This window comes from Xanthomonas sp. CFBP 7698 (genome assembly GCF_003600855.1).
GTDB lineage: Bacteria > Pseudomonadota > Gammaproteobacteria > Xanthomonadales > Xanthomonadaceae > Xanthomonas > Xanthomonas cannabis.
The window spans coordinates 331,263-348,907 of the sequence record NZ_PRDN01000002.1 but is presented as its reverse complement, the minus strand read 5'-3'; the positions used below and the strand labels follow the sequence as shown (position 1 = coordinate 348,907).

At 66.1% G+C, this 17,645-nt stretch carries 12 protein-coding genes and 1 tRNA gene; 7 read left to right on the top strand and 6 right to left on the bottom strand.

What is annotated here, in order from left to right:
• The first annotated feature begins 43 nt into the window (after positions 1-43).
• Positions 44-529, top strand: coding sequence for a bacterioferritin (bfr, locus tag XnspCFBP7698_RS09370; protein ID WP_068838502.1), 486 nt, complete (start codon positions 44-46; stop codon positions 527-529).
• An 87-nt stretch (positions 530-616) separates the two neighbouring features.
• On the opposite strand, the gene XnspCFBP7698_RS09365 is transcribed toward bfr, so the two are convergent.
• The 3 genes from XnspCFBP7698_RS09365 to XnspCFBP7698_RS09355 form a co-directional block, all read right to left on the bottom strand.
• Positions 617-1,273: a thiopurine S-methyltransferase gene (locus tag XnspCFBP7698_RS09365; RefSeq protein ID WP_104579990.1), complete on the bottom strand. Its 657-nt coding sequence runs from the start codon at positions 1,271-1,273 to the stop codon at positions 617-619.
• A 247-nt stretch (positions 1,274-1,520) separates the two neighbouring features.
• A complete protein-coding gene (gene parC / locus XnspCFBP7698_RS09360) occupies positions 1,521-3,764 on the bottom strand; it encodes a DNA topoisomerase IV subunit A (protein WP_047693589.1) in 2,244 nt (747 codons plus the stop codon).
• Positions 3,765-3,824: 60 nt separating this feature from the next.
• Complete coding sequence (locus tag XnspCFBP7698_RS09355) at positions 3,825-4,676, bottom strand: helix-turn-helix transcriptional regulator (RefSeq protein WP_104579989.1); 852 nt, start codon at positions 4,674-4,676, stop codon at positions 3,825-3,827.
• A gap of 122 nt (positions 4,677-4,798) precedes the next feature.
• Between XnspCFBP7698_RS09355 and XnspCFBP7698_RS09350 the strand changes: the two genes are divergently transcribed.
• From XnspCFBP7698_RS09350 to XnspCFBP7698_RS09330, 5 genes are all read left to right on the top strand, one after another.
• A complete protein-coding gene (locus XnspCFBP7698_RS09350) occupies positions 4,799-5,239 on the top strand; it encodes a MarR family transcriptional regulator (RefSeq protein WP_039410307.1) in 441 nt (146 codons plus the stop codon).
• Positions 5,236-6,750, top strand: a complete 1,515-nt coding sequence (locus XnspCFBP7698_RS09345) for an AdeC/AdeK/OprM family multidrug efflux complex outer membrane factor (RefSeq protein ID WP_104579988.1) — start codon at positions 5,236-5,238, stop codon at positions 6,748-6,750. The genes XnspCFBP7698_RS09350 and XnspCFBP7698_RS09345 overlap by 4 nt, the downstream gene beginning before the upstream one ends.
• Positions 6,751-6,760: 10 nt before the next feature.
• Entirely contained in the window at positions 6,761-7,954 is a 1,194-nt protein-coding gene (locus XnspCFBP7698_RS09340) for an efflux RND transporter periplasmic adaptor subunit (protein ID WP_104579987.1), read from the top strand.
• Positions 7,955-7,960: 6 nt separating this feature from the next.
• Positions 7,961-9,541 (top strand): DHA2 family efflux MFS transporter permease subunit, encoded by a 1,581-nt coding sequence (locus tag XnspCFBP7698_RS09335; RefSeq protein ID WP_047693582.1) that lies wholly within the window; start codon positions 7,961-7,963, stop codon positions 9,539-9,541.
• A 269-nt stretch (positions 9,542-9,810) separates the two neighbouring features.
• Positions 9,811-11,244 (top strand): serine hydrolase domain-containing protein, encoded by a 1,434-nt coding sequence (locus tag XnspCFBP7698_RS09330; protein ID WP_233548952.1) that lies wholly within the window; start codon positions 9,811-9,813, stop codon positions 11,242-11,244.
• Positions 11,245-11,424: 180 nt separating this feature from the next.
• Here XnspCFBP7698_RS09330 and XnspCFBP7698_RS09325 read toward each other — a convergent pair.
• The 3 genes from XnspCFBP7698_RS09325 to XnspCFBP7698_RS09315 all read right to left on the bottom strand — a co-directional run bounded on the left by XnspCFBP7698_RS09325 (position 11,425) and on the right by XnspCFBP7698_RS09315 (position 15,791).
• Positions 11,425-11,511, bottom strand: a tRNA-Leu gene (locus XnspCFBP7698_RS09325).
• 141 nt (positions 11,512-11,652) lie between these two features.
• Positions 11,653-13,899: a glycoside hydrolase family 3 protein gene (locus XnspCFBP7698_RS09320; RefSeq protein WP_104579984.1), complete on the bottom strand. Its 2,247-nt coding sequence runs from the start codon at positions 13,897-13,899 to the stop codon at positions 11,653-11,655.
• A gap of 122 nt (positions 13,900-14,021) precedes the next feature.
• The gene (locus tag XnspCFBP7698_RS09315; RefSeq protein WP_123137389.1) at positions 14,022-15,791 is read right to left on the bottom strand and encodes a M14 family metallopeptidase; all 1,770 of its coding nucleotides are present in this window, start codon (positions 15,789-15,791) and stop codon (positions 14,022-14,024) included.
• 287 nt (positions 15,792-16,078) lie between these two features.
• Between XnspCFBP7698_RS09315 and XnspCFBP7698_RS09310 the strand changes: the two genes are divergently transcribed.
• Positions 16,079-17,644 (top strand): oligopeptide:H+ symporter, encoded by a 1,566-nt coding sequence (locus XnspCFBP7698_RS09310; protein ID WP_104579982.1) that lies wholly within the window; start codon positions 16,079-16,081, stop codon positions 17,642-17,644.
• The last annotated feature ends 1 nt before the right edge of the window (position 17,645 follow it).

The window sequence follows — 17,645 nt, the reverse complement described above, 5'->3', positions numbered from 1 at the left end:
CGGCTTAGGGCACCATGCGCGCATTGCGTCACTGGAGCACAGCATGAAAGGCCATCCCGAAGTCGTCGAATACCTCAAACAGCTGCTACGCGGCGAACTGGCGGCACGCGACCAGTATTTCCTGCACTCGCGCCGCTACGAGGATCAGGGCCTGATGGCGCTGTACGAGCGCATCAATCATGAAATGGAAGAGGAAACCGAGCACGCCGATGCGTTGCTGCGGCGCATCCTGTTCCTGGAAGGCGACCCGGACATGCGACCGGCCGAGTTTGCGCCGGGCAAGACGGTGGTGGAAATGCTCGAGCGCGATCTGGTCGTCGAATACGAAGTGCGCGCAGCATTGGCTGCCGGCATGAAGCTGTGCGAAGAGCACGGCGACTATGTCAGCCGCGACGTGCTGCTCAAGCAGCTGCAGGACACCGAAGAAGACCATGCCTGGTGGCTGGAACAGCAGCTCGGCCTGATCAAGCGGATCGGCCTGGAGTTGTACCAGACCTCGAAGATCGACAAGGGCCCTGTGGCCGGTTGATGGCCACGGCTGCAGGAACGCGCGGTGCAAGGCCGCGCGCAGCAGCCAGCGTGTGATGCGGCCAGGCGCGTGCCTGGCCGGCCGCCATCAGCCGCGTTGCAGGCGATAGACGGCGGTGGACAGTGCGGTGACCCCATCGGCGCGAAAGCGCGGCTCCTGAGCGAGGATGTCGCGCCGTTCCAGCACTTCCACCTGCCAGTTGGTGTCCAGCAACGCGTGTACCTGCGCGGCGTCCACCGAAAACGGCGGGCCGGCTTTCTCGGCTTGCGGATACTCCAGCGTGATCAGCAGGCCGCGGCAGTCTGCCGGCAGGCGCGCGTACGTCGTATCCAGATAGCGTTGACGCAGGTCCTCCGGTAACGCGACCAGCGCTGCGCGGTCGTACACCGCCCCGCAGTCGGCGAGCAGGCTCGCCTCCAGGGCAAATGCATCGCCGCAAATGATCTCGATGGGACCGGCGACGAAATGCTCGCCTGCAGCGCTGATGCGACGCTGCGGTTGCAGGCCGGCTTCGTCGAAAAACTGCACGACTGCCAGCGGCGACAATTCCACGCCCAGCACCCGATGGCCTTGTGCGGCCAGCCAGTGCATGTCCATCGTCTTGCCGCATAGCGGCACCAGTACGCGGGTGTCGGTGGGCACCTGCAGCTTGGGCCAGTGCTTGCGCAGCAGGGGCATGACCTCCTGCTGGTGGAAGCCGATCTGTCCGTGCTGCCAGCGTTGCAACCAGAAATCTGTGTCCATGGAGGCGTCGTGTCCTTGCGCGGCATGCGCAGCGGTCGTCGCGCCAGCGCGCGCCGCTCGATTGATATGTCGATCAGCGTTGGCACTACAGCTGACGCAGCTCGATCAGCCAACGCGGCGGTGCTGATCGCACCGCCGCGCAGGCATATGGCGAAGCCGCGTTACTGCACTTCCAGCCCGCGCCTCGGTCGCCTAAGGCGACCGCAGTTCCAGCCGCGCCGCTGCGCGCCGGATGGGTGAACCCCCTTTACTGCACTTCCAGCCCATCCACTTTCTGCCACCCACGCGGCAACAAGGACCCACGACTAGCACGCGCGCCCACATACGTGTCCAGATCCTTGAACGACAGGCTCATGGTGCGGGCGCCGCTGCGTACCAGCAGGGTATTGCCCGGAGCGACCGCCACCACCGCCACTACACGCTCGGTACCGAGCTTGGCCTTGGGGATCTCGATGATCTTGTTGCCCTTGCCCTTGTCCAGCTCGGGCACCTCGGTCGCCGGCACCGCCAGCAGGTTGCCGGCGCTGGTCACCGCGACAATCCGGTCGGTCTGCGGGTTGCTCACCTGCGCCGGCGTCAGCACGTGCGAGCCGGCGGTGAGGTTGAGCATCGCCTTGCCGGCCTTGTTGCGGCCGGTGAGGTTTTCGAAGCGGGTGACGAAACCGTAGCCGTGCGAGGACGCCAGCACGAAGCGGGTGGCGTTGTCCGCACTGGCCATGACCTGGAACGCGGCGCCGGAGGCCGGCGAGAAGCGCCCGGTCAGCGGTTCGCCATTGCCACGCGCGGAGGGCAGGGTGTGCACGGCGGTGGAATAGGCGCGGCCATCGGAATCCAGGAACGCCACCTGGTGGGTGCTGCGGCTGCGCACCGCCGCCCGCAGGCCATCGCCTTCGCGATACGACATGCCGGCCGGATCGACCTCGTGGCCCTTGGCGGCACGCACCCAGCCCTTTTCCGACAGCACCACGGTCATCGGTTCGCTGGCGACCATCTCGGTTTCGTCGATGGCCTGCGCGGCGCCGCGCTGCACCAGCGGCGAACGGCGCGCATCGCCGAACTTCTTGGCATCGGCAGTGAGTTCGTCCTTGATCAGCTTCTTCAGCTTGGGCTTGCTGTCCAGGATGGCCATGATCTGCGCGCGTTCCTTGGCGAGGGCTTCCTGCTCACCGCGGATCTTCATTTCTTCCAGGCGCGCCAGCTGGCGCAGCTTGGTTTCCAGGATGTATTCGGCCTGTTCCTCGCTTAGCGCGAAGCGCGCGATCAGCACCGGCTTGGGTTCGTCTTCGCTGCGGACGATGCGGATCACTTCGTCCAGGTTGAGGAAGGCGATCAACAGGCCTTCCAACAGGTGCAGACGGCGCTCGACCTTTTGCAGGCGATGGTTGAGGCGGCGGGTGACCGTGTCGCTGCGGAAGGTCAGCCATTCGCTCAGCAGGTGCTTGAGGTTCTTGACCTGCGGACGGCCATCCAGGCCGATCACGTTGAGGTTGACGCGGTAGCTGCGTTCCAGATCGGTGGTGACGAACAGGTGGCCCATCAGCTGTTCGGCATCCACGCGGTTGGAGCGCGGCACCAGCACCACCCGCACCGGACTGGTGTGGTCGGATTCGTCGCGGATGTCCTCCAGCCATGGCAGCTTCTTGGCGCGCATCTGCTGGGCGATCTGTTCGATCACCTTGGACGGCGACACCTGGTACGGCAGCGCGTCGATGACGATGTTGGCGTGTTCTTTCTTGTAGGTGGCACGTGCGCGCACGCTGCCGTGGCCGGTCTCGTAGATGTTCCGCAGATCCGCAGCCGGGGTGATGATCTCGGCGGTGGTCGGGTAGTCCGGGCCCAGCACGTGCTCGCACAAGTCGGCGACCGTGGCATCGGGGTCGTCGAGCAGGCGCAGCAGCGCGCTCACGATCTCGTTGAGGTTGTGCGGCGGCACGTCGGTGGCCATGCCGACGGCGATGCCGGTGGTGCCATTGAGCAGCAGGTGCGGCAGGCGGGCCGGCAGCCAGGTGGGTTCTTCCAGGGTGCCGTCGAAGTTGGCTGCCCAATCAGTGGTGCCCTGGCTGATTTCGCCCAGCAGCACCTCGGCGATCGGGGTCAGCTTGGATTCGGTGTAGCGCATCGCCGCGAACGACTTGGGGTCGTCGGTCGAGCCGAAGTTGCCCTGGCCTTCGATCAGCGGGTAACGGTACGAGAACGGCTGGGCCATCAGCACCAGGGCCTCGTAGCAGGCGCTGTCGCCATGCGGGTGGTATTTACCGATCACATCGCCCACGGTGCGCGCGGATTTCTTCGGCTTGGCGGCGGCATTCAGGCCCAGCTCGCTCATGGCGAAGATGATGCGCCGCTGCACCGGCTTCAGGCCATCGCCCAGGAAGGGCAGGGCGCGGTCGAGCACCACGTACATCGAATAGTCGAGATAGGCGCGTTCGGCGTACTCGCGCAGCGGCAGCTGTTCGAAGCCGTGGAAGGTAGGGCGGGTCAGATCGGTCATGTAAAGCCAGGTCCTGCGAAAGAGAAACCCGCACCAGGGCGCGGACTCGAAGAGCGCCGATTATCCGGATGCGGCGGGGGATGCCAAGCCGCGCGCATGGCCGGCGGCCAGATAACGGGTGGGCGGGGCGCCGAAATGGCGGTGGAACACACTGACGAAGGCGCTGGGACTGCTGTAGCCGAGCTGGTCGGCCACCTGCGCCACCGGGCTGCCCTGGCTGAGCCGGCGCAGGCCTTCGGCCAGCCGCGCCTGCTGCCGCCATTGCGCAAAACTCAGCCCGGTCTCGGCACGGAAATGCCGGCTCAGGCTGCGCGGCGATAGCCCGCCCCAGTCGGCCCAGGCTTCGAGCGGGCGCGGGTCGGCCGGGGTGTCGAGCAGCTGGCGGGCGATGCGCAGCAGCCGGCGGTCGGCCGGCATGGGCAGGTGCAGGTGGTCGATCTGCACCTGGCACAGTTCGTCCAGCAGCACTGCGGCCAGCCGTTGCTGGGCAGCGTCCAGCGGCTGATCCAGCGGCCAGCTGGCGGCACGCATGATCGCTTCGCGTGCCAGCCCGGTCAGGCGGATCACGCCGCCCTGTGCGGGCAGGGCATGGCAGGCATCGGGCCGCACCACCACGCCCCAGCCGCGCATCGGCCCGGCCAGCTCCACGGTGTGCTGCCGGCCGGGCGGCATCCAGCCGGCGCAGCCGGGTGGCAGCGACAGCGTGCCCTGTTCGGTGTGCACGGTCAGCACCCCCTGTTCGACAAACATCAGCTGGCCGCGCACGTGGGAATGCCAGGCGGTTTCCGGCGCCCACACCGCACGCAGGTCGGCCAGGAACGCGATCAGCACCGGCCCATGTGCCCACTCGAAACTGGCTCGGATGCCGGGTGGCAGGGCATCGACCGTGGTTGGCGGGTTTTCGACAGTCATTGGCGCAATTGTATTACCGGGCCAGCAATCGCGGCGCGTATCGTGGCGATCCTTGCGCGCGGTTTAATACCGCATAAGATATTTGCGTTGACAAATATATTTTTCGGAACAAAATGTCTGGCATGGACCTACCGCCCACCGCCTCGCCGTCGTTCGGCCTGCTATTGCGCCAGGTGCGCGACGCGCTGATGCGCCAACTCGACGCCGAGATGAAAGGCGAGCTGCCCGACTTCGGCTTCAGCCACTACGTGGGGCTGAAGGTCCTGGCAGTGCGTTCGCCCTGCACGGCCAACGAGTTGGCGCTGGCCCTTGACCAGACCCCGAGCGCGGTCACCCGCTTGCTCGACAAGCTCGAAGCGCTGGGCGCGGTGCGGCGCGAGCCGCATGCGCAGGACCGCCGCGCGCTGCAGATCGTCATGACCGACCAAGGCCTGGCGCTGTGGGAGCGGCTGCGCGCGCGGGGCGAGCGTGCCATCGAGCACGGCCTGCGCGACCTGTCGGCGCCCGAGCGCGAGCAACTCACCTCTCTTCTCATCCGTGTCCGCGATGCACTCAACTCATGAACGCTGCTAGTTCCCTTCTCCAGACGCTGCGCCCGCGCTCGATGCGCCTGGCGCGGCCGCTCGTCCTCACCGCGCTGAGCCTGGCGCTGGCGGCATGTGCCAGCAGCCGTGGCCTGGCGCCGCAAGGCACCGTGCTGCAGCCCGGCGACGTGCATGCCGAGCGCACCCTGACGCAGGCCGGGCTGAGTTCCGCCGCATGGCCGGCCAGCGACTGGTGGCGCGCGCTGGGCGATGCGCAGCTGGATGCCCTGATTGCCGAAGGCCTGCAGCACAGCCCCAGCCTTGCCGCAGCCGATGCGCGGCTGCGGCAGGCGCAGGCGCGCATCGGTTCGGCCCAGGCCGACCGTGGCCCCAGCCTGTCGGTGTCCGGCGGCTATACCGGGTTGCAGTTGCCCGAATCGATGGTCGGCGAAGAACTGGGCGGCAGTTACGGCGGTAGCGCGCAGGTGGTGCTGGATTTCCGTTATGGCGTGGATCTGTGGGGCGGCAAGCGCAGTGCCTGGGAAGCGGCGGTGGATCAGGCACATGCGGCCGAGGTGGATGCACAGGCCGCGCGCCTGAACCTGTCCGCAGCGATCGCCGAAGGCTACGCGCAGCTTGCCTATGCCTGGAGCCTGCACGACGTGGCCAACGATGAGCTGGGCCGCGCGCAGAAGACCCTGGAGCTGACCCGGCAACGCCGCAGCGCCGGCATCGATAGCGAGCTGCAGGTGCGCCAGGCGCAGGCGCGCGTGCCGGCCGCGCAGCAGCAGGTGCAATCCGCGCAGCAGCAGATCGACGAAGCCCGCACTGCGCTGGCCGCGTTGGTCGGGCAGGGGCCGGATCGCGGGCTGGACATCGCACGGCCTGCTATCGCCGCATCGATCGCCATGCAGATGCCGGGCAACCTGCCGGCCGATCTGCTGGGTCGTCGCCCCGACGTGGTGGCCGCGCGCTGGCGTGTGGAGGCCGCCGACAAGGACATCGCGGTGGCCAAGACGCGCTTCTATCCCAGCCTCAACCTCACTGCGCTGGGTGGGGTGGTCAACCCGGATATCGGCAAGCTGCTGGAAAGCGGCTCGGTGTTCGGACTGGTGGCGCCGGCATTGAGCCTGCCGATCTTCGACGGCGGCAAGCTGCGCGCCAATCTGGCGGGCAGCGATGCGCAGTACGACCTGGCCGTGGCCGATTACAACCAGAAGGTGATTGCCGCGCTGCGCGAAGTGGCCGACCAGGTCAACGCGGTGCGCTCGCTGCAGCAGCGCGTGCAGGCGCAGGACGAGGCCGTGCAGACGGTCAACGCCGCGTTCGGGTTGGCGCAGCAGCGTTACCGCGCCGGCATCGGCAGCTATCTGGAAGTGCTCAGCGTGCAGGAGCAGTTGCTCGTCGCACGCCAGCGCATGGCCGGGCTGCAGTCGCAACAACTCCTGGCCTCGGTGAGGTTGCAGCGTGCGCTGGGCGGCGGATTCACGCCGGAGCCCGCACGCGACACCGCACGCACCGCGACCACCTCCGCACAACCGAATTCCTGAGACAGCGACGATGAGCCAGAACACTCCAACTTCTTCCCAACCCGCGCCGGCTGCGCCCAGCAAGCGCCGTGCGGCGCTGCGCATCGTGGCCATTCTGGTGATCGTGGCGATCATCGGTCTGGTGGCGTGGTACTTCCTGGTCGGCCGTTGGCACGAAGACACCGACGACGCCTACGTGCAGGGCAACCAGGTCCAGATCACCCCGATGGTGGGCGGCACCGTGGTCAGCATCGGCGCCGAAGACGGCATGCGCGTGGAGCGCGGCCAGTTGCTGGTGCAGCTGGACCCGGCCGACACCGCCGTGGCGCTGCAGCAGGCCGAAGCCAACCTGGCCAAGACCGTGCGCCAGGTGCGCGGTCTGTACCGCAGCGTGGAAGGTGCGCAGGCCGAAGTGTCTGCGCGCGAAGTGACGCTGCGCAGCGCCCGCGCCGACTTTGCCCGCCGCAGGAATCTGGCCGCCAGCGGTGCCATTTCCAACGAAGAACTGGCGCATGCCCGCGAAGAACTGGCGGCTGCCGAGGCCGCGGTGAGCGGCTCGCGCGAGAGCTTCGAGCGTAATCGCGCGCTGGTGGACGACAGCGACCTGGCCAGCCAGCCGGACGTGCAGACCGCTGCGGCGCAGGTGCGCCAGGCCTATCTCAACCACGCACGTACCGGCGTGGTGGCACCGGTGTCCGGTTATGTCGCGCGGCGTTCGGCGCAGGTTGGCCAGCGCGTGCAGCCCGGCAGCGTGTTGATGGCGGTGGTGCCGCTGCAGCAGGTGTGGGTGGAAGCCAACTTCAAGGAAACCCAGCTCAAGCACATGCGCCTGGGCCAGGAAGTGGAGCTGCACTCGGATCTGTACGGCGGTGGCGTGGATTACACCGGCCGCATCGAAAGCCTGGGCCTGGGCACCGGCAGCGCGTTCTCGCTGTTGCCGGCGCAGAACGCCAGCGGCAACTGGATCAAGATCGTGCAGCGCGTGCCGGTGCGCATTGCGGTGGACAGCAAGCAGCTGGCGGGCAATCCATTGCGCATCGGCCTGTCGATGAAGGTCGAAGTCAATCTGCACGACCAGCAGGGCAGCGTGCTGCCGACCAAGCCTGCGACCGGCGCGGTGTTCTCCACCGACGTGTATGCCCAGCAGTTGCAGGCCGCCGACGCCGACATCCATCGCATCATTCAGGACAACCTGCCGTCGCAGGCTGCCACCAAGGCGGGCTGAGCCACCATGTCTTCGCAAGCTCCCACCGCGCCCGGCGGCCCGGCGGCGCCGGCGCCCGCCGCCGGCTTTCGCCCGGCCAGCGTGGCGCTGTGCACCGTGGGCCTGGCCATGGCCTCGTTCATGCAGGTGCTGGACACCACCATCGCCAACGTCTCGCTGCCGACCATCGCTGGCAATCTCGGCGCCAGTTCGCAGCAGGCCACCTGGGTCATCACCTCGTTCGCGGTCAGCACCGCGATCGCCTTGCCGCTCACCGGCTGGCTGAGCCGTCGGTTTGGCGAGACCAAATTGTTCGTGTGGTCCACGCTGGCCTTCACCATCGCCTCGCTGCTGTGCGGCCTGGCGCAGAGCATGGGCATGCTGGTGGTGTCGCGTGCGCTGCAGGGCTTCGTGGCCGGGCCGATGTACCCGATCACCCAGAGTCTGCTGGTGTCGATCTACCCACGCGAAAAACGCGGGCAGGCACTCGCCTTGCTGGCCATGATCACCGTGGTGGCGCCGATCGCCGGCCCGATCCTGGGTGGCTGGATCACCGACAACTACAGCTGGGAATGGATCTTCCTGATCAACGTGCCGCTGGGCATCATCGCCAGCAGTATCGTGGGCTCGCAGTTGCGCAATCGCCCCGAGCAACTCGAAAAGCCGCGCATGGACTACATCGGCCTGATCCTGCTGGTGGTCGGCGTGGGCGCGCTGCAGCTGGTGCTGGATCTGGGCAATGACGAAGACTGGTTCTCGTCCGACAAGATCGTGGTGCTGGCCTGCGTCGCTGCGGTGGCGCTGGTGGTGTTCGTGATCTGGGAACTCACCGACAAGGACCCCATCGTCGACCTCAAGCTGTTCCGGCATCGCAACTTCCGCGCCGGCACGCTGGCCATGGTGGTGGCATATGCGGCGTTCTTCAGCGTCAGCCTGCTGATCCCGCAATGGCTGCAACGCGACATGGGCTACACCGCGATCTGGGCTGGCCTGGCCACCGCGCCGATCGGCATCCTGCCGGTATTGATGACGCCGTTCGTGGGTAAGTACGCGCTGCGTTTCGACTTGCGCATGCTGGCGACCATCGCCTTTGTCTTCATGTCGTTCACCAGCTTCTTCCGCTCCAACTTCAACCTGCAGGTGGACTTCGGCCACGTCGCGACCATTCAGCTGGTGATGGGCGTGGGCGTCGCGTTGTTCTTCATGCCGGTGCTGCAGATCCTGCTGTCGGATCTGGATGGGCGCGAGATTGCTGCGGGCTCCGGCCTGGCGACATTTCTGCGCACGCTGGGCGGCAGCTTCGCCGCATCGTTGACCACCTATTTATGGGCACGCCGCACCCAGGTGCACCACGCGCATATCACCGAACACATCTCGGTCTACACGCCGGGCATGCAGGAGCAGGTCACCGCAATGGGGCAGGGCGACCTGCAACGCGGCGCGGCCTCGCTCAACAACATGATCAACCACCAGGCCTCGCAGATGGGCTTCAACGACATCTTCTACCTGCTCGGCTGGACCTTCCTTGCGATCATCTTCTTCCTGTGGCTGGCAAAGCCGCCGTTCGGTGCGGGTGCCGGCGGCGCGGCGGCGGCTGGTGGGCACTGAGCGCAGCCGACTAGGGTCTGGTCATGCCAAGGACCGCGGTGCGCCTGTTGTACATGCGTAGGGGCAACGATTTGCCTGGGACTCGCATAGACTGACGCTCTCCAAGCGGGAGCAGTTCAATGGCAGCGACGCCTTGCACGACGGGTTTTCCTCAGTCTTCCGCTCCCATGGATGGGGCCAGGCGCGAAGGCCGGTTCGCGAGGTCTCGCGGTGACGGGCGTCTGCATGACGTCCAGCGCCGGCGCCAGTTGCGATATACAGCTCCAGCCATGTGGCGTCTCACGCAGATCGTGCTGTGTCTTGGGCTGTTGTTTCCATTCCTTGCTTCGGCCGATGCATTGGCCGACCGAGTGGCGCAGCAGATGCAGCTCAATCGGCAACGCTATGGCATCGTGGGGCAGGCCGTCTATGTCGCCCACAACGGCAAGCTGCTGTTTCGCGGCGCCGATGGGCAGGCCGATCTCGACAGCCGGCAGCCGGTGACACCTGAGCAGATATTTCCTGCGTTTTCGGTGAGCAAGCTGTTGGTGAGCACCTTGATCATGCAGTTGGTCGAAGCCGGGCAGATCGACCTGGACCGACCCGCTCGCGTCTACCTGCCAGATCTGCCAAGGCGCTGGAGCAAGATCACGGTGCGGCAGCTACTTGATCACACCTCCGGCTTGCCTGAGTACTTCACCGAGGCGCAGGTGAGCGGCTCGCCTGGAGGCAATGCCTCGTTCCCGGAAAATCTGCAGGCGGTTCTCGCTGCGCTGGGCAACCAGTCACTGCTGTTTTCGCCGGGCAGCAACACCCGCTATACCAACACCAACTATCTGCTGCTTTCGCAACTGCTGCAGATCCATTACCGCAAACCGTATCCGCAGATCGTGTCCGAGCGGATCACCGCGCCGTTGACGTTATCGCACACTCTTCTCGGGCGCTCCCGATTGCCAGTAGATGGCGTCGTCAGGGCCTATGTTGGCAGAGAGGGAAAGCTGCAAGATGAGCCGGAAATCGCCTGGCCCGACTACGCGCTCGGGCATGCCGAGCTGTACACCAGCATCGACGATCTGGCGACCTTCATCGAAGCGATGCGAGGTGGAAAGTTAGTCGGCAAGCCAACCCTGCAACAGATTTGGCAGCCGCAGTTGCTGCCCAATGGACAGCGCGGCTGGTTTGCCGGCGGCTGGGAGGTGGGCGCAAGTGGTGCCTATCGGTACGTCGGTCATGATGGCGGCGCACGGGTGAGGGTGCGGCTGCTGTACGCCGACGCCCTGGATGGCGATAGCTACACCATCGTTTACCTGACCAATGGAAGCGCGCGTGGTGTGTGGTCGCGGGTGTTGGTCGATAGCATCATGGCTGCCATCGCGCCACAGACGTTTCCCGCCGAAGCCTTGTCGGAGAAGCTCATCTCCTTCGCCCTGCAGACGCCTGTCGATCACGACACCCAGTTATTGGCCGATGCACTGCATGCCGACGGGAGCATCCCCCTCAATCAACTCGAGGCGGTGGTCAACACGACGGGCTACACCGTTCTGTCCAATCTCGGCGCAGATGCGGCGATTCGTATATTCGCGCTCAACGTGCTGCTATTCCCGGCGTCCAGTAATGCGCTGGACAGCCTTGCCGAGGCGTATGAAGCAAACGGAGATTTCGCCCATTCGCGCGCCATCAGGCAGCGCATCAAGACCGTGTCCGCGCCCCCTGGGAAGCAATGATCCGACTTGTGGGCGTGATAGCTGCTCGATTGCCCGGTTCGGCGGCGCGTCGCTGTTGTCGCATTCCTGCTTCGCTGCTGATCGGCACGCTCACCAATGTCGATAGGCTATGGTCCAAGACATCGCCCAAACGCAAAAAACCCCGCCGAGGCGAGGTTTTTTACGATCTACCGTGAGTCGTGGTGCCCAGGAGAGGACTCGAACCTCCACGAAGTTGCCCCCGCTAGCACCTGAAGCTAGTGCGTCTACCAATTCCGCCACCTGGGCGACTCAGGGAGCGAATTGTGCAAGCTGCGCGCGTGGCTGTCAACGCATCTTTTGCAAAATTGTAGCGTCGCTTGCGATGCGCGTGACCAGGGCGGCGGCGGGGCGGCGGATGCGCGCAGCATGCGTCCGCCGCGGGGCCGCTCACGGCAACTGCGTGGCCTGCAGGGCGACCTCCACGCTTTGCACCGGTTCGCTGGCCGAACGTGCCAGCTGCACACGATACGCGCCCGCCGCGATGTTCCAGCGGCGCGCCTTGGCATCGAAGTCGGCCAAGGTCTTGGGCTCGGCCACCACCTGCACGCTGCGCTTTTCGCCCGGCTTCAGCGTGAGCTTCTGCCAGCCGATCAGGCGCAGCGGGGTGGCGTGGCCGTTGGGCAGGGTGACGTAGAGCTGCGGCACCGCGGCACCTTCGCGCAGGCCGATGTTTTCCACCTCGAAGCTGGCGGTGAGCTGGCTGCCGTTGGCGTCCACGCGCAGCCCGCCCATGCGGAACTGGGTGTACGACAGGCCGTGGCCGAACGGGTAGCGTGGGGTGAGATTGCGTGCGGCGAACCACTTGTAGCCGACGTTGGCGCCTTCGATGGCGTAGTCGATGCTGTCTTCGCCCGGCTTGGCCGGCTTGAAGCCCAGGCCCGGAATCGAGGGGCGGGGCAGCTGCGACTCGTCCACCGGCCAGGTCACCGGCAGGTGGCCGGACGGGTTCACCGCGCCGGTCAGCAGGTTGGCGACCGCCTCGCCGCCACCGATGCCCGGGTACCACGCCTGCAGCACCGCCGGCACGCGCTCGGCCCACGGCATGCGCACCGGTCCGTTGGTTTCCAGCACCACGGTGGTCTTGGGGTTGGCCTTGGCCACCGCTTCGATCAAGGCGTCCTGGTTGTCGGGCAGGCGCATGTCCGGCAGATCCACCGATTCGGCGGCCCACTGGGTGGCGAACACGATCGCCACATCGGCAGCCTTGGCCGCGCGTGCGGCAGCTGCACGGTCCTTGCCGTCCACGTAATCGATCTGCGCATTCGGCAACGCGGCGCGCAGTGCCTGCAACGGCGAAGACGGGTGGATGATCACCGGGCCGGGCCAGGTGGTCGGGGTGATGCCCGGTACCGCGTTGCCGCCGTTGATGGTGTAGTCCACGCGCGAGGAGCCGCCGCCGGACATCACGCCCTTGTCGGCGTAGCCGCCGATCACGGCAATGCGGCGCACGTCCCTGGACAGCGGCAAGGTGGCCTGCTCGTTACGCAGCAACACGCTGCCTTCTTCGGCCACATGCTGCGCAGCCAAGAGACCGGCCTTGCCGTCGATCGGCTGGCGCTGGGTCGGGTGATCGAAGGCGCCATGCGCGAACAGGCTGCGCAGCACGCGCTTGACCATGTCGTCGAAGCGCGCACGCGGCACCACGCCGGCCGACACCGCCATGCGCAACGGCGCGTCGAAGAACACCGCCGCGTCGAACACTTCGCCGGCCGATTGCTGATCCAGCCCGGCCAGGGCCGCCTTGGAGCCGCTGTGCACGCCGCCCCAGTCGGACATCACGTAACCGGGGTATTTCCATTCCTGCTTGAGCACCTGGTTGAGCAGGTAATCGTGCTCGCAGCCGTAGATGCCGTTGATCTTGTTGTACGAACACATCACCGAGGCCGGGTCGCCGACCTTCAGCGCGATCTCGAAGGCCAGCAGATCCGATTCGTGCATCGCCTGCTCGCCGATGTCGGCGCTGTGGAAGTTGCGCCGCGTCTCCATGTCGTTGAGCGCGTAGTGCTTCATCGTCGACAACACATGTTCGCTCTGCACGCCGCGGATCGACTCGCCGACCATGGTGCCGGCCAGCAACGGATCTTCGCCGGCGTATTCGAAATTGCGCCCGTTGCGCGGGTCGCGCTGCAGATTGACGCTGCCGGCCAGCAACACGTTGAAGCCCTGCTGCCAGGATTCGCGGCCCATGGTCTTGCCGCCGGCGTACGCCAGTTGCGGGTTCCAGCTCGATGCCGTGGACGGGCCCGATGGCATCGCGGTGGCGAAGTCGCCCTTGCGGATGCCCCCCGGGTTGGTCACGCCCACACCGGCATCGGCCAGCTGCTGCGCGGGGATGCCCAGGCGCGGAACGCCAGGCACGTAACCGGCCGAACCCAGCGCACCTTCAGGCTTGGGGATCTTGTCGGTGCCCAGGCCGAAATAGCTGCGCAGCATCTGGAATTTTTCGTCGTCGGTCATCTGCGCCAGCAGGCGGTCGGCTCGCTGGTCCGCCGTCAATGCGGTGTCCATCCACGGCTGCGACGACGACGCGCCTTGCGCCACTGCCAACGGTGCAGCCAGGGCGATGCCCAGGCCCATGACTACCGCCAGAACCAGGGGGCGCGGGCGGTTCTGGCGGTGTGTAAACGTTTTCATATCGAGGTGTGGCACGGGGTGTCCTTGTAGTGCTGGGTCGTAACGAACTTGGGGGCACCGAAGTGCCCGAATCGGGTGGACGCGGCTATGCCGCGCTGCCGCTGCCGGAATCGGCGTGGCGGTTAGAAGCCGGTCTGCGCGGTGCGCAGGACCGGGTAAAGCCGGTAGCGCTCATCCCACGAAGAATGGCGCTTGGCGAAGAATTCCAGCCGTGCCTGCGGATCCTTGGCAAAGTCGGGGTCGCTGGCGATGCGCTGTTCGAATTGCGCCTTCAATGCGGCATCGTTGGCGAGCATGTCGCGCGCCACCTCTTCGGCGACATAGGCTTCCATGTATTCCTTGCGCTCGAACGCGGTGTTGAAAAAGCCCCACTGCAGCAGCGAATCCGGTGCCTGCGGTTCCAGCATCGCCATCACCAGGCGTGCCTTGGGTTGGGCGATCGGCACGAACAGCGAGCCAGCCGGCACATCGCGGCTTTCATCGCGCCATTGCCCAATGAGGTCGAGCGTCTGGTGACCCTCATTCGAGCTCGCGGCAAAACTGGCCTTGTCGGCGCGGAAGGTTTGTACCGGGCGCTCCGCCGCACTGCCGATGGTCTGGAAGTCGATGCCGTGCAGACGCAGTTTTTCGCCCACCAGGGCCGCTTGCGCGGCCGGCACCAGATAGCCTCCGCGCGGCGCATCCACCACCACATCGGGCGTGATCTGGTCGCGCAGCGGCACTTTCCAGATTTGCGGTGTGCGCTCGTCGTAGTGCGTCATCAACGCGCCGGAAATCGGCGACGGCGTGCGTGTATAGGCATAGCCACGAAACGCGACCGTGCGCGCCTGCGGGCCGGCCGCAAAGCTCAACGGTTCGGATGTGCCAGCCAGCTGCATGGCGCGTTGGTCGGCAGCCAGTGCATCGGCGCGCCACTGCGTGCCATTGCGTGCAGTCTGCTGCAGCACCGACACGATGGCATTGCGGGTCACCCGCACGCGTGTGGGGTAGTCCTTCCACGAATGCGTTTCCACCAGCATGCCGAAGCGGTTGCGCAACAGGAAATACCCGTGCGAGAAGCGTGGCGGCGAGACATCGTCGGCAAAGCCGGAGGCAAGGTCGTCTTCGTGTACGAAGGACGGGTAGTAGGGCAGTGGCAGCGAGCCCTGTTTTTTCAGATCCGCAAGCACCGCGTCGCGCCAGCGCGTGCCGTCGCGCTGCAAGGTCGCATCGCCGGCATGCACCGGCTCCACCTGCACCGACACGTCGTGCTCGAACTTGGCGCCATCGGTGACGTGCAGGTCCACATACATCAGCGGGTCCCACTGCTGCACCAGGCGCAGCATGGCCTGCATCTCGGGCGCGTCGGCCTTGACGTAATCGCGGTTGAGATTGAGGTTCTGCGCGGTGGTGCGCCAGCCCATCTGTTCGGGGCCGCGCTGGTTGGGGCGATTCCAGGCACCGAAGCGCTCATGCCCGTCCACGTTGAACACCGGCACGAATACCCACACCAGTTTGTCGAGCACGCCTTTGCCGGCCTTGCCGTCGAGCAATTCGCGCAATGCCAGGAAGCCCGCGTCCTTGCCATCGATCTCGCCGGCATGGATGCCGCCCTGGATCAACACCACCGGCAGCTTGCGCTGCACGGCCGATTGCGCGTCGAGCGCGCCACTGGTGGAGACGACCAGCGCCTTCATCGGCCGGCCTTCCGGCGTGGTGCCGAACTGGATGCAGCGCACCGCCTGCGGGTAGCGCTGCGCGAAGGCATCGCACAGCGCGATGACTTCGTCATAGCGGCCGGTCTGCACAAAGCCGCTGCGCTCGGCCTGCGTGGTCAGTGGTGTGGCGGCAAGCGCGGCAGGGGTGGAAGTCAGCAGCAACAGGCTCAGGGCCAGGCGGGTGAAGCGGGGCATCCAGCGGTCCAGTGTTCCAGGAAAACGTTTGCAATGTAGCCGAGCCGAGCGGGCAGGCCAATCTGCACTGCGGCATGGGCGGCGGCCAGCAGCGAGCGCGAGCGCCCGGTCGGCGCTGCTTTTCGCTGCGCCTCCATGCGCAATGCACAGGCGTTTGATGGCATCGAACGCACCGGTGTCCTGCGCCTCGGCCGTGCGGTGCGCAGCGCTGCGCACGGCAGGACCATGGCCGGCGACGTCCTGGCGCCGGTACGATAGCGCCTGTCTACCGCTCGACCGGACCGCCTTTGACCACCTCCACCTTGCCGGGCCCTACCGCCGGTGCGCGCCTGCCGCGCCAGCTTCCCTTCATCATCGGCAACGAAGCCTGCGAGCGTTTCAGCTTCTACGGGATGCGCAACATCCTGGTGCAGTTCCTGATCACCTCACTGCTGCTGCAGGAGGTTGGCGCGCCGGGCCGCGAGGCCGAAGCCAAGCACATCCTGCACAGCTTCATGATCGGGGTGTATTTCTTCCCGCTGCTGGGGGGCTGGCTGGCCGATCGCTTCTTTGGCAAATACAACACCATCCTGTGGTTCAGCCTGGTGTACTGCGCCGGGCATGCCTGTCTTGCGGCGTTCGAAGGCAGCCGCAGCGGGTTCTTTGTCGGGCTGGGCTTGATCGCGCTGGGTGCGGGCGGCATCAAGCCGCTGGTGGCCTCGTTCATGGGCGACCAGTTCGACCAGTCCAACAAGCACCTGGCCAAGGTGGTGTTCGATGCCTTTTACTGGATCATCAATTTCGGCTCGCTGTTCGCCTCGCTGCTGATTCCGTTGGCCTTGAAAAATCTGGGCCCGTCCTGGGCGTTCGGCATCCCCGGCATCCTGATGTTCGTGGCCACGCTGGTGTTCTGGCTGGGGCGCAACCGGTACGTGCGGGTGCCGCTGCCGCCGAAAGATCCGCACGGGTTTGGCGCGGTGGTGCGGACGGCGTTGCTGGCACGCGCGCCGGGGCAGGGGCGGCCCGGCCTGGTGCTGGCCGTCCTCTCTGTGGTGGCTGCACTGGCCTGCCTGGCGCTGGTGGCGCCGCTGGGCATCGTGATCTGCCTGTGCATGGCGCTGGTGCTGCTGCTGGGCGGGATCGGCGGCGGTACCTGGTGGCAGCTGGAGCGTGCACGCGGTACGCATCCGGACGCGGCCGTGGAAGGTGTGCGTGCCTTGCTGCGCGTGCTGGTGATCTTCGCGCTGGTGACGCCGTTCTTTTCCCTGTTCGACCAGAAGGCGTCCACCTGGGTGCTGCAGGGACGGGAGATGACCATGCCGGCCTGGTTCACCGCCTCGCAGATGCAGGCGCTCAACCCGTTGCTGGTAATGCTGCTGATTCCCTTCAACAACCTGGTGCTGTACCCGCTGCTGCGCCGTGGCGGCTGGGAGCCAACGCCGTTGCGTCGCATGACCAGCGGCATTGCTTTCAGTGGCGTGGCGTGGATTGCGGTCGGGGCGATCCAGGTGGTCATGGACGGCGGCGAGCCGATGCACATCGCCTGGCAGATCCTGCCCTATGCCTTGCTCACCTTCGGCGAGGTGCTGGTGTCAGCCACCGGCATCGAGTTCGCCTACAGCCAGGCACCGGCATCGATGAAGGGCGTGGTGATGAGTTTCTGGTATCTCACCACCACCGTCGGCAACCTGTGGGTGCTGCTATCGAACGTGGCGGTGCGCAACGCGACGGTGACCTCGCAGATCGCCGATACTGGGCTGAGCGAAGCGGCATTTCTGATGTTCTTCTTCGCGGCGTTTGCGTTTCTGGCGGCGCTGGCCTTCGGCCTGTACGCGCGCCGTTATCGCATGGTCGACAATTACCGCTCTGCCTGAG

Bases quoted from the DNA above. Each gene is read 5' to 3' on its own strand.
- bfr (WP_068838502.1), top strand. From the start codon at position 44: ATGAAAGGCCATCCCGAAGTCGTCGAATACCTCAAACAGCTGCTACGC.
- XnspCFBP7698_RS09365 (WP_104579990.1), bottom strand. From the start codon at position 1,273: ATGGACACAGATTTCTGGTTGCAACGCTGGCAGCACGGACAGATCGGC.
- parC (WP_047693589.1), bottom strand. From the start codon at position 3,764: ATGACCGATCTGACCCGCCCTACCTTCCACGGCTTCGAACAGCTGCCG.
- XnspCFBP7698_RS09355 (WP_104579989.1), bottom strand. From the start codon at position 4,676: ATGACTGTCGAAAACCCGCCAACCACGGTCGATGCCCTGCCACCCGGC.
- XnspCFBP7698_RS09350 (WP_039410307.1), top strand. From the start codon at position 4,799: ATGGACCTACCGCCCACCGCCTCGCCGTCGTTCGGCCTGCTATTGCGC.
- XnspCFBP7698_RS09345 (WP_104579988.1), top strand. From the start codon at position 5,236: ATGAACGCTGCTAGTTCCCTTCTCCAGACGCTGCGCCCGCGCTCGATG.
- XnspCFBP7698_RS09340 (WP_104579987.1), top strand. From the start codon at position 6,761: ATGAGCCAGAACACTCCAACTTCTTCCCAACCCGCGCCGGCTGCGCCC.
- XnspCFBP7698_RS09335 (WP_047693582.1), top strand. From the start codon at position 7,961: ATGTCTTCGCAAGCTCCCACCGCGCCCGGCGGCCCGGCGGCGCCGGCG.
- XnspCFBP7698_RS09330 (WP_233548952.1), top strand. From the start codon at position 9,811: ATGTGGCGTCTCACGCAGATCGTGCTGTGTCTTGGGCTGTTGTTTCCA.
- XnspCFBP7698_RS09320 (WP_104579984.1), bottom strand. From the start codon at position 13,899: ATGAAAACGTTTACACACCGCCAGAACCGCCCGCGCCCCCTGGTTCTG.
- XnspCFBP7698_RS09315 (WP_123137389.1), bottom strand. From the start codon at position 15,791: ATGCCCCGCTTCACCCGCCTGGCCCTGAGCCTGTTGCTGCTGACTTCC.